The organism is Marinobacter sp. (assembly GCF_052094685.1).
In the GTDB taxonomy this organism is placed as follows: Bacteria; Pseudomonadota; Gammaproteobacteria; order Pseudomonadales; family Oleiphilaceae; genus Marinobacter.
Window position 1 is genome coordinate 1 of the sequence record NZ_JBQDKB010000106.1, and the last position, 11467, is coordinate 11467.

An 11467-nucleotide genomic window follows, 5' to 3' on the forward strand; every position below is an offset into this window, starting at 1 on the left:
CTGGTTGGGTTAATGTCGTTGATGCCAATAATACCGAAATCCAGAGCTTCAAATGCGCGCATGGCGGTTGTCATGTTGTTGCTGTAGATGTAAGCCGCCAATCCATATTCGGTGTCGTTGGCCATGGCGATCACGTCATCTTCTGAGCGATAAGTGATTACAGGAGCGACCGGGCCAAAGGTTTCTTCCCGGTAGATTTTCATGGCTGGCGTTACGCCGGAGAGCACGGTTGGTGCATAGAAGTAGCCTTCTGAAAGGCCACTTTCTATCAAGCGCTGACCGCCGGTTTCCACCTTTGCACCCTGAGCAACAGCGTCTTGAACCTGGCTGTCGACCTTCTGGATGGCCTGTTCATTGATCAGCGGGCCGATACCAACGCCTTCAGACATACCATTGCCGGCGACCAAGCGACTGGCCCGACTCGTCAGTTCTTTAATAAATGGCTTCAGGTGGTCTTCGTGCACAAAAATACGGTTAGGGCTAATGCAAGCTTGGCCGGCATTAAGGAACTTTACCAGAGACAGTCCTTTGGCCGCATGAACCGGATCCGCATCGGGGAATACAATGGCGGGCGCATGGCCGCCCAGTTCCATAGAGACACGCTTCATGTGGGCTGCGGCCAACCCGTTCAGTTTTTTGCCGACGGGGGTAGAGCCTGTAAAAGTCAGTTTACGGACTCTTGGGTCAGTACAAAAAGCATCGCCTATCCGAGAAGGGTCTTGCACAGTGAGCATATTAACAACACCGGCTGGGAAGCCTGCTTCGGCAAAGATTTCTACCATGGCTTTTGCGCACAGGGGCGTACTTTCAGCCGGTTTCAGGATCACCGTGCAGCCGGCCGCCAAAGCAGGGGCCAGTTTGCGGGTAATCATGGAAATCGGATAGTTCCAGGGCGTAATCGCGCCGACCACACCGACTGGAGATTTCTGAACAATAAAACGCTGATTTTCACGGGCAGAGGGGATGCTCTGCCCGTATACGCGCTTGGCTTCTTCCGCAAACCACAGCAGAAAATCTGCGCCGTACTGTACTTCATTGAGAGAGGCTTTCAGGGGTTTTCCCTGCTCGCGGGTCATCAATTCTGCCAGTTCGCGTTTCTGGCGAATCATCAATTCCCAAGCGCGGTATAGCAACTGGGAACGATGGTAGGCGGTCGTCTTTTTCCATTCTTTAAAAGCATGATGGGCGGCCGCAATGGCGGCCTCAATATCCTGATCGGTACAGTCGGGCACTTGACCGATGACGTCACCCGTTGCTGGATTGGTAATTGGGAACTCAGGGTGTCCAGTTAACCATTTTCCGTTTATGTACATGAGGTTTTACCTCTTGGCTGTTATTAAAATTCTGTCTCTGACAGCGCCATAATGGCGTCGTCACCGGACCGCAATGCGCTCAGATGCGCTGAACAGCGCGGCAAAATGTGGTCGATGAAAAAGTTAGTGGTCGCCAGCTTGTTGGCCGCAAATGCGCTCTGGACAGCCTGATCATTCGCGGCTGCAGTGGCAGCTTTAAGCATCAGCCAGCCTGCGGTCACTGTGGAACTCAGCATTAGGTAGTCGAAGGCAACAGCGCCGGTAAACTGGTCGTCATCGCCGCGCTCCAGAATCATTCTGGTTGCATCTTCAAGGAAGGCTACTGCTTGGTCAAATCTGGCTTGACGCTCAGCTGTGAGTACGGAACTGCTTTGTAACGGCCCGGTGAGCGGGCGCATGTTGTCAATCAGCTCGGCCATGGCTTGGCCTTGGTCACGAACGGTTTTTCGACCAATCAGGTCAAGCGCTTGAATGCCGTTAGTGCCTTCGTAAATAGGCAGGATTCGGGCGTCACGATAGTGCTGAGCAGCGCCAGCCTCTTCGATAAAGCCCATGCCGCCATAGCATTGAATGCCCAGGGACGTGACCTCTTGCGCGATTTCTGTACACCAGCCCTTAACCAAAGGTGTTAGTAGGTCGGCTCGTCGCTTGTAGCGAGCCTTGGTGTCGTCTGGCAGGGTGTCCGAGTTGGCGTAATCGACAGTCACGCAGCCGGTGTAGGCCAGCCCGCGCGCCGCTTCGGTTAAGGTTTTCATGATCATCAGCATTCGGCGTACGTCTGGGTGCTTGATGATCGGGGAAACACCTTGTTCGCCCGGAGCCGTGCCTTGAGTTCGTTCGAAGGTATAGTTCCGCGCGTGTTGATAAGCGCGCTCGGAAATGGAAACGCCCTGTAAACCAACGGTCAGTCGGGCGTTATTCATCATTGTGAACATGCAGGCCAAACCACGGTTTTCTTCGCCTACCAGATAACCGATGGCGCCTTCGTTGTCACCATAACTCATGACACAGGTAGGGCTGGCATGAATGCCGAGCTTGTGTTCTAGCGAAACCGCCTGACAGTCGTTTCTCTCCCCGGGTTCTCCAGAGGTATCCGGTAGATACTTGGGTACAGCAAACAGTGAGATGCCTTTTACCCCGGGTGGGGCCTCGGGTAAGCGAGCGAGCACAAGGTGGATAATGTTCTCCGCCATGTCGTGCTCGCCCCAAGTGATGAAAATCTTTTGGCCTTTTATCCGATAGGCATCGCCATCCGGGCGGGCTTGGGTACGAATGCTTGATAAATCCGAACCGGACTGCGGTTCGGTCAGGTTCATGGTTCCGGTCCATTGCCCGGATATCATTTTTGGCAGCAACTGCTGTTTCAGCAGGTCGCTGGCATTTTCGGAAAGCGCTTCAACCGCGCCCTGAGACAACAAAGGACAGAGCCCCCACGCCATATTGGCGGCATGCCACATTTCCTGAACCGGAATTGCGAGTGAGAAGGGCAGGCCTTGGCCGCCGAACTCCGGATCAAACTGCAGGCTGGCCCACCCACTCTGTACATATTGCTGATAAGCATCACGGAAGCCAGCTGGCGTGGCCACGTTGTGGTCGGAATCTAAACGGACACCGGTTTGGTCACCGGTGACGTTGGTTGGGGCGATGACCGAACCGGCAAAGCGCGCAGCTTCTTCAAGAATGGCCGCGACGACATCCTCAGAGGCGTCTTCGTAGCCGCAGGCTTTGGCCATTTCCGAAAAACCGGCGACTTGCTGCAAGGTAAACGCCATCTCACGGGTGGGTGCTCTGAACTCTGTCATGGTTTACTCCCTTAGCTCATGTACTGGCCGCCGTTGACCGACATGTTGGTGCCGGTCACGAAGCTTGCTTCATCAGCTGTCAGGTAAACTACGGCTCTGGCAATGTCTTCGGGTTTGCCAAGGTGGCCAACCGGAATGCCTGCAACAATATTGTTCAGTACTTTCTCAGGCACCTGGCGAACCATGGGAGTGTCGATGTAGCCAGGGGAAACCGAGTTGGCGGTTACGCCTTTGCGGGCACCTTCCTGAGCAATGGACTTGGTGAATCCATAGATACCGGCTTTAGTAGCAGCATAATTGCTCTGGCCAAACTGACCTTTCTCACCGTTCAAGGAGGAAATGTTTACGATACGGCCAAATCCGCGTTCGCACATGCCCTCGAACACTTGCTGACACATGTTGAACATGGAGGTCAGGTTCACATTGATCACTTGGTTCCACTGCTCCGGCTGCATTCGCTTCAGCGGTGCGTCGTTGGTAATACCGGCGTTGTTAACCAGAATATCGATAGGGCCCAGATCCTCTCCAACAGCGGCAATGAACGCTTTGCAGCTTTCAAAATCCGTTACGTCCAGAGGGTAAATGGCCGCGTCGACACCCTTTTCACTGAGCGTGGCCTGCCAGCTTTGGGCTTGAGCAGTAAATTCTTCACCAGGCAGGTGAGTGCCCACCACTTTACGACCTTGGGCGGCCAATGCCTTACACATAGCGGTACCCAGACCACCGGCTGCTCCGGTAACGACTGCGATGCGATTAGTCATGTTGTTCTCCTTCCTTTTTATGGGTGGTTTATTTCAAAAATTTCTTGATATTGGATGATTGGGAAATGTGTCCCCGTGAGGTGTACTGGTTACTACGTTGAACAATTTTCGGAAGCTCATACAGATAATTGACCATCAGCCCTGCTGCTTGCTTGATGCCTTTTTCTGAGGTGTCTGCCATCCAGTTGAGCCGGGCAATCTGGGCGCCGTTGCTTAGATGGAAGTGCCCCACTGGATCGTTCGCGCGGGACGTGCCGGGTTTGGTAGAGCACAGGTAGGACGCGGCCAGCTTCATGATGGCTTCTTGCTGCGCACCGGTGGCGTCCTCTTGGCTTGCCCGCACTGGATCACGTGGTGGCGGGGAACTGAGCCACTGTTCGCCACCGGGCAGTTGGGTTAGTTGGTTTGCTGGAGTGTTTTCCAGCCAGCGGCGGAAGCCTGGAATGGGTGACAAGGTTGCGAACTGCTTTAGCTGAGGGAATTCTACTTGCAGTTTGCTTACCACTTGCTTGATCAAGAAGTTGCCGAAGCTGATGCCAGCTAAGCCTTGTTGGGCATTGGAAATCGAGTAGAAAATTGCGGTGTCAGCTTTGTCGATGTCCTGAGTTGGTGCGTGCTCGTCTAGAAGTTTCTGAACGTTGTCAGCCAGACCGTTAACTAAGGCCACCTCCACAAAAATAAGAGGTTCGTCGGGCATGTTCGGGTGAATGAATGCGAAACAGCGGCGGTCAAAATCTAACCGGTTCTTTAGGTCACTCCAGCTTTTAATAGCGTGCACGGCTTCGTATGCAATCAGCTTTTCCAGCATGGCACCGCTGGAATTCCAGCTGATCTCTTCTAGCTGCAGCAGGCCGATGTCGAACCACGTAGCCAGTAGGTCACGGAGGTCGGTTTCCAGTGATTTCAGTTCCGGATAATCTTTGCAAAGTTGGAGTAGTTCCTCCCGCATGTCCACCAGGAACTTGACCCCGGAAGGTACACCATTGAACTGTTTCAACAGAGCCGTGCGGCTTGGAACCAATGCCTTGCGCAAAGACTGAGCGGCTTGGGTTTTCCCGCTGGATTTAGCGTTATGCCATTGGTCGATGGCACGCTCTACGCTGGCCTCATCCACACCGTAGTGCTCCGCAAGCAGACCAAGGAAACGGGTTCTTCCAGTAGACGACAGCTTTAAGTAGGCCCGACCAAGCAAGGCAGCACGTTTGCGGGCTTCTACTTGGCCACCGTTCTCGGCAAGGCAGTCATCTATCCACTCTTTAACCGTAGCGACATCAGACTCTGGGAGGTCTTCCGTAATGTTCAGTATGTCGGAACCACGACGGCCTACGGATTCCAGGCCACCTGGAACCAGCTTCTTAAAGGCTCTTTCAAAAATGCTTACGGGTTGCCTTTGCATGACCGCGACTCCCTATGAACAAGGCGGTGTTGTCTTTGTTGGTGAAAGAAGGCTACCAGAGCACTTTGAATAAACCAAGTAAAAGTACTTGGTTTGGCGGATATAAACCAGTAATGTAGTCAGCACGTGAGTTTATAAGAGGAAAATACAATGCAAGAACTACATGGTTACTATCTGGAAGATCTGGAAGTTGGAATGGAGGCGTTCTATGCCAAGACCATTACTGAAGCAGACGTCGTTCTGTTTGCAGGCATCAGTGGTGATGACAATCCGGTGCACATTAATGCTGAATACGCGAAGACTACGCCGTTTAAAGAACGCATTGTTCATGGCATGTTCAGTGCTGCGCTGATTTCTGCCGTATTGGGCACACGTCTGCCTGGCCCGGGTGCGATCTATATAGATCAGCAGATTAAATTCAAAGCGCCGGTTCACATTGGTGACACAGTGGTTGCGTCTGCCAAGATCATCGAGATCAACGAAGAACGTCGCCGAGTAAAACTGGAAACCATCTGTAAGGTGGGTGATAAGGTTGTTGCGGAAGGCGTAGCAACTAACATGGTTGACCGCCGCCCGGCGTAAGTCTGGAGATTATTATGTTAATGGATCAAAAGAATTCCATCGTTGCCGTGATTGATGTGCAGGCTCGGTTGTTGTCCGGTGTGCATGAAAACGAAAAGCTGGTGAACAATTGTAGCTGGCTGGTTCGCCTGGCCGGGCTAATGAATGTGCCGGTAATTGGATCGGAGCAGTACCCGGAGGGCCTCGGCCCTACTGACGATGGTCTGCGTGAACTGGTGGGGCCGGCCAATATTTACGGCAAAACCTTCTTTGCGTGCATTGACGATCCGGGTTTCGAAAAAGCGTTTCAAGCACACGACCGTAAACAGGTTGTCCTGTGCGGCATGGAGTCTCAAGCTTGCGTGATGCAATCAGCAATCAGGTTGCTGGATAAGGGGGTGGATGTGTTTGTTGTGGCAGATGCCATTTCCGCGCGTAACCCTTACGATACTGAGATAGCACTTCGCCGGATGGAGCAGGCCGGGGCCAGAATTGTGACTAAAGAAATGGTCGGTTTTGAATGGCTGCGACGCTCTGATGCGTCTCAATTCAAGGCCTTCAGTAAAGAGTTTCTGCGCTAGTAAGTCGCGGGGCCCTAGCACCTTATGGTCAAGGGCCCCGGAGACCGTCAGAATAGGAACCGACAAGGCCACCCGAGTTCCGAGAACCTCATGCTCATGAAAAATCGCACTCCGGAAGAGGGGCGTACTGCCCTGACCGACGACGCTGAACGCAACCGCCTGCTGGCGGAAATGGCCGAACAATCCACTGACATGATTTCCCGGCACACACCGGAAGACTGGCAGTTTATTTACGTATCTCCAGCCGTTACGCATTTGTTGGGCTATACGGTGGAAGAGATTGTCGGTATCTCGGCGTACGACCTGTACCATCCGGATGATGTAGAAGATTTCCGGTTGCGGGCGCCCACGGTAAATTATGATCGGGGCCTGTATACCCACACCTACCGCTTTCGCTGCAAAGACGGCCATTACACTTGGCTGGAAAGTACCAGCCGAACCATTCGTGATCCTGAAACCAATGATATTCGGGAAATCCTTGTGGTTTCTCGGGATGCGACCCACAGAATCAAGGCCGATAAGGCAAACCGTCGGTTGGCCCGAGTGCTGGAGAGCACCCAGGATTTGGTTATATTCGCGAATCTGGATTTTACGATTTCACATCTGAACGAAGCTGCCCGCAATGTTCTTGCGATGGAACACACGGATTACAGTGCTTTCCCTCTCTCCAAGTTTGTAGTGGAGAAAGGTCTCGCGACCTTAATGGAAGAGGGCTTTCCCGCCGCGAGGAAGACGGGGAATTGGCGAGGCGAGCTGACCATGCGCAGCCTGAAATCTGCTCGTATACCGGTATTGCTTGAACTCTTGGCCCACCGTTCTTTGCATGGGGACATCGAGTATTTTTCGTTGGTTGCCCATGACCTCACGGAGAAAAAAGCGGCCGAAGAGCAGCTCAAGCAGTATCAAACCGATATCGACCATGCGAGCCGTTTGGTCACCATGGGGGAACTTGCGTCCAGCCTGGCTCATGAGCTGAACCAGCCACTCTCCGCAATGGTGAATTACCTCCGGGGTATCGAGCGACGGTTTGCAGGCAAGCCGTCGCTTTCTTGGAGCGATTTGGAGTTACCCATTACCCGGAGCATCCGAACCGCATTGAGGGCCGGTGAGATTATCCATCGGATGATGGACTTCACTCGCAAGCAGGAGCCTGTCGTCACCCGTCTAAATTTACCGGAGCTGATCGGCGAGATGATCGACTTCTGCGAGAGTATGGCGGAACGGCTCAACGTGCGCATAGTGTCTGAACTGGGCTCCGATTTGCCTACGGTTAAAGGGGATCGGATTCAACTGGAGCAAGTGTTGTTGAACCTGATCGTGAACGCTATAGAGGCAAGCGCTTCATCGGATGATGACGAAGCCACCACAGTGCGGATCACTGTAAATCCCCACGAAGGCCAGCTGGTGCGGGTTGAAGTGGCGGATCAGGGACGAGGGATTTCGGAATTAGACATGTCCCGCCTTTTTGATCGGTTTTTCTCTACTAAGGAAAGCGGGCTTGGAATGGGGCTGGCCATCAGTCGTTCATTGGTAGAGAATCTTGGGGGAGAGCTCTGGGCAGAAAACATTTCTGCTGGCGGGGCGTGTTTTTCATTCACTCTCAATATTGCTGACTGATCGCTCATGACTTTTATAAACGACGCACAAACAGTATTCGTCATTGATGACGACACGGACGTAAGAGACTCTTTGAAGTGGCTGCTTGAGTCTGTTGGCCTCAAAGTTGAAACCTACGAAAATGCGCTAGCGTTCTTCGAGGGTTTTGATACGAGCGACAGTGGTTGTATCGTAATGGACGTGCGCATGCCAGGGCTCAGTGGCATTAATGCTCAGAAAAAGCTGGCAGATTACAAAATTGAACTACCGGTGATTATGATTTCCGCCCACGGCAATGTGGATATGGCCGTGACGGCGCTTACCCAAGGTGCTAGTACGTTTATCGAAAAACCGTTTGATGATCAGGTATTGATTGATCATGTCCACAGTGCTTTGGAGAGAGATCGGGAGCGATTCTTTCATCGTCGCTCACACTCACGTATACGAGAGTGTTATGACCGTTTGACCCGCAGAGAGCGTCAAGTATTGGAGCTAATCGTTAAGGGGTTATCTAATCAGGAAGCGGCAGATGAACTCGGTATCAACAGGAAAACGGTTGAAGGCCATCGGGCGAACATGACCGCGAAAATGAAGGTGGACTCGTTTGCTGAACTGGTGCAAGTAGCTATAGCTCTTGGGTTGGTGCAAGGCATTGCTAGCTTGTAAAACAACTTGTGTAGCGGCTCATCGCCGAGCAGTGTCTGGTAATTTGCGAGCAGTGTCCGGTAATTTGGTTGGTCTTTGAGTGTTATCGTCAATGCAAACAATGACCGTTTCAGCGGTTGCGCAACACGCGCCATTTTGAAAGATGCCCTGATATAGCTGCATGGAAGTGTTGCCAACACGTGTGACGGCTGTTCCGATATCTACAGTTCCCGGCCAGCGAATTTCAGCGCGCAGTTGTAGGTTTAGATTGACGATTACGAAGGATGTATGAGGAGAGGTGAGTGGCGCCTCCGGATCGTAGATCAGTTCAACTCGACCAGTTTCAATAAACGTTGAGAATACCGCATTGTTCACATGACCTTGTCGATCCGTGTCTGCATAGCGAAGCTTGTCATAAGCACGAAAAGGAAACTGTTCCAGAGTCCAGTCTTTAGTTGCGCCAGCTGTCATTTTTTGATCACCTCTTCGTAAACTAACGAGAGCGGAGCATCCCGCACGGTGGTGAGTATGTCAAATTCCCATTCTGAGCATTTCATTTCCGCTTTAATGACCTGTCTGCCAAGCAGCAGGCTCTGGTTAAATTGCTATCGTTAACTTTCACACGAATGCTTATTGAATTCCAAGTGATTAAGCTTGGTCAAGCTTAATCCCAATTCGCGCTGGTCGTTAGCGCTCCTTTCTCCTCTCCTGCAACCTTAAGTATAGACGTGTGTTTTGTTGCTCATGATTTGATCCGGTCATATACCCTTTTTTGGCAAGTAAAAGTATTTGATTAAATTTTATGAAATCGAGTATATGTACTTAGTTATGGTCTATGCTGTCTTTTCCGAATAACAAAATTAAGAGGGCTCAACCTATGACATCTGAGCATGCGACAAAAGGTACGCTGACCAGCACCCATTGGGGCACCTATAGAGTTCATACAAAGGACGGGAGCGTTACCGCGCTAGAGGGATTTGAGAGGGATGAAGACCCGTCCCCCATCGGTCAAGGCATCGTTGATGTTCTTGACGGGCCGCTTCGTATCAAAGCCCCTATGGTTCGACGCGGATGGTTAGAGAGTGGGCCGGGGAATGCGGAGGGTGGTCGGGGAGCTGATGAGTTTGTTGAAGTGTCGTGGCCCAGAGCGATTGCACTGGTGACGGGTGAGTTAAATCGCGTACGCGACCGTTACGGTAACCAAGCGATCTATGGTGGGTCATATGGATGGTCAAGCGCTGGACGTTTTCACCATGCCCAGAGCCAGCTTAAGCGATTTCTTAACTCGATTGGCGGATATACCTATTCGCTGAATACATACAGCTATGCAGCGGCGGAAGTAACCTTGCCTTATGTGCTAGGAGATTTCTATTCCATGGTGAATGGAGCAACCAGCTGGGATGTTATTAAGGACCATACCGATCTGTTTGTGGCATTTGGTGGTGCGCCAGTTAAGAACGGGCAGGTTACGAATGGTGGCGTGGGTCGCCATGTTCAGAAGCAAGGCATGCTGGACGCAGCGGCAAACGGAGTAAAGGTTGTTAACGTCAGTCCGTTGCGCTCAGATGTGCTGGATGAAATGGACGCCGATTGGTTTGCGATCTACCCGGGAAGTGATGTTGCACTTTTGCTTGGCATTGCACATACCCTTCAAGAAGAGAAGTTGGCTGACACTGAATTTTTATCAACCTATACGGTAGGTTATGATCGTTTTCTTCAATATTTGTTGGGCAAGACAGACGGAATAGTTAAAAGCAGGGAATGGGCCGAGGGTAAAACTGGGATGCCCGCTTCTCGAATTCGTGACTTGGCACGAGATATGGCCCGCCAGCGCACTATGATCTCTGTGAGCTGGTCTCTCACTCGCCAGGATAGTGGGGAACAACCGTTTTGGGCTGCCACTGCTGTTGCTTCCATGTTGGGGCAGATGGGGTTGCCTGGTGGAGGCATAGGTTTTGGTTACAGCGCCATGAACGCTATTGGGGCCAACTATCAGGGCGTTCCAGGTGCCTCTCTGCCCCAAGGCAAAAACCCCATAAAGAGTTTTATTCCCGTTGCAAGAGTCACGGATCTTCTGCTTCAGCCTGGTGAGCAATTCGAATACAACGGTGTAACCGGTATGTATCCGGAGATCAAACTGGTTTACTGGGTTGGAGGGAATCCTTTTCATCACCATCAGGATCTCGTTCGTTTGAGGCGCGCCTGGCAGAAGCCTGACACGGTTATCGTCCATGAGTGGTGCTGGAACGCGCAAGCTAAACACGCAGACATTGTGCTGCCCGCAGCAACCTTCTTGGAGCGTAATGACATCGCTTCGTCCAGCAGGGACCCTTTCCTCGTATACATGCAAAAGGCCGCTGAACCTGTGGGCCTGAGTATGACGGATTACGAGATTTTCAGTGAGTTGGCACAAGAGTTAGGTTCTCGAGAAGTTTTCACGGAGGGTCGTAATGAAGAGCAATGGCTTAATATTATCTATGACGAAACTCGGCAAAAGGCGGGTGAAAGCGGCATTGAATTACCGGGCTTCAAGGACTTCAAAGCCAAGGGGTGGTTTGAAAACTCAATGCCGAACGAGCCCAAAATATTCTTGAAAAACTTCCGCGATGATCCAAAAGGAAGCGCCCTCAGAACGCCAAGTGGAAAAATAGAGATCTTTTCTGAGGTTGTTGCGGGCTTTGGTTATGAAGAGTGCCCGGGATTTCCGTATTGGAACGATCCTAAGGAATGGCTGGGGCAGGAGAGTCCTGAATACCCTTTGCATTTGATCTCAAATCAACCGAAAACCAAATTGCACTCCCAGTTGGATCAC

Annotated in this window: 10 protein-coding genes; 5 read left to right on the forward strand and 5 right to left on the reverse strand. The window is 51.8% G+C overall.

What is annotated here, in order from left to right:
* From ACTH3S_RS15975 to ACTH3S_RS15990, 4 genes are all read right to left on the reverse strand, one after another.
* Nucleotides 1–1313: NAD-dependent succinate-semialdehyde dehydrogenase (locus ACTH3S_RS15975; RefSeq protein ID WP_441810004.1), on the reverse strand; the 1313-nt coding region annotated here is incomplete at its 3' end.
* Between the two features lie 23 nt (nucleotides 1314–1336).
* A complete protein-coding gene (locus ACTH3S_RS15980; RefSeq protein WP_441810005.1) occupies nucleotides 1337–3115 on the reverse strand; it encodes an acyl-CoA dehydrogenase in 1779 nt (592 codons plus the stop codon).
* 11 nt (nucleotides 3116–3126) lie between these two features.
* Nucleotides 3127–3876 carry an acetoacetyl-CoA reductase gene (gene phbB / locus ACTH3S_RS15985; RefSeq protein WP_441810006.1) on the reverse strand — a complete coding sequence of 250 codons (750 nt, stop codon included), beginning with the start codon at nucleotides 3874–3876 and terminating at the stop codon, nucleotides 3127–3129.
* A 28-nt stretch (nucleotides 3877–3904) separates the two neighbouring features.
* The gene (locus tag ACTH3S_RS15990) at nucleotides 3905–5272 is read right to left on the reverse strand and encodes a malonyl-CoA decarboxylase (protein WP_441810007.1); all 1368 of its coding nucleotides are present in this window, start codon (nucleotides 5270–5272) and stop codon (nucleotides 3905–3907) included.
* Nucleotides 5273–5422: 150 nt separating this feature from the next.
* On the opposite strand from ACTH3S_RS15990, the gene ACTH3S_RS15995 reads away from it, so the two are divergent.
* From ACTH3S_RS15995 to ACTH3S_RS16010, 4 genes are all read left to right on the forward strand, one after another.
* Nucleotides 5423–5854: a MaoC family dehydratase gene (locus ACTH3S_RS15995; RefSeq protein WP_441810008.1), complete on the forward strand. Its 432-nt coding sequence runs from the start codon at nucleotides 5423–5425 to the stop codon at nucleotides 5852–5854.
* Between the two features lie 14 nt (nucleotides 5855–5868).
* Nucleotides 5869–6414 (forward strand): hydrolase, encoded by a 546-nt coding sequence (locus ACTH3S_RS16000; RefSeq protein ID WP_441810009.1) that lies wholly within the window; start codon nucleotides 5869–5871, stop codon nucleotides 6412–6414.
* Between the two features lie 90 nt (nucleotides 6415–6504).
* Entirely contained in the window at nucleotides 6505–8031 is a 1527-nt protein-coding gene (locus ACTH3S_RS16005) for a PAS domain-containing sensor histidine kinase (protein WP_441810010.1), read from the forward strand.
* Nucleotides 8032–8037: 6 nt separating this feature from the next.
* Complete coding sequence (locus tag ACTH3S_RS16010; protein WP_441810011.1) at nucleotides 8038–8676, forward strand: response regulator transcription factor; 639 nt, start codon at nucleotides 8038–8040, stop codon at nucleotides 8674–8676.
* 18 nt (nucleotides 8677–8694) lie between these two features.
* Here the strand turns inward: ACTH3S_RS16010 and ACTH3S_RS16015 are convergent, their stop codons facing one another.
* Nucleotides 8695–9126, reverse strand: coding sequence for an acyl-CoA thioesterase (locus ACTH3S_RS16015; protein ID WP_441810012.1), 432 nt, complete (start codon nucleotides 9124–9126; stop codon nucleotides 8695–8697).
* Nucleotides 9127–9532: 406 nt separating this feature from the next.
* Here ACTH3S_RS16015 and ACTH3S_RS16020 point away from each other — a divergent pair.
* Nucleotides 9533–11467 (forward strand): molybdopterin-dependent oxidoreductase (locus ACTH3S_RS16020; RefSeq protein ID WP_441810013.1); only part of this gene is annotated, 1935 nt, incomplete at its 3' end.

Coding starts and splice junctions, on each gene's coding strand:
- ACTH3S_RS15995 (WP_441810008.1), top strand. CDS start 5,423: ATGCAAGAACTACATGGTTACTATCTGGAAGATCTGGAAGTTGGAATG.
- ACTH3S_RS15990 (WP_441810007.1), bottom strand. CDS start 5,272: ATGCAAAGGCAACCCGTAAGCATTTTTGAAAGAGCCTTTAAGAAGCTG.
- ACTH3S_RS16000 (WP_441810009.1), top strand. CDS start 5,869: ATGTTAATGGATCAAAAGAATTCCATCGTTGCCGTGATTGATGTGCAG.
- ACTH3S_RS15980 (WP_441810005.1), bottom strand. CDS start 3,115: ATGACAGAGTTCAGAGCACCCACCCGTGAGATGGCGTTTACCTTGCAG.
- phbB (WP_441810006.1), bottom strand. CDS start 3,876: ATGACTAATCGCATCGCAGTCGTTACCGGAGCAGCCGGTGGTCTGGGT.
- ACTH3S_RS16005 (WP_441810010.1), top strand. CDS start 6,505: ATGCTCATGAAAAATCGCACTCCGGAAGAGGGGCGTACTGCCCTGACC.
- ACTH3S_RS16010 (WP_441810011.1), top strand. CDS start 8,038: ATGACTTTTATAAACGACGCACAAACAGTATTCGTCATTGATGACGAC.
- ACTH3S_RS16015 (WP_441810012.1), bottom strand. CDS start 9,126: ATGACAGCTGGCGCAACTAAAGACTGGACTCTGGAACAGTTTCCTTTT.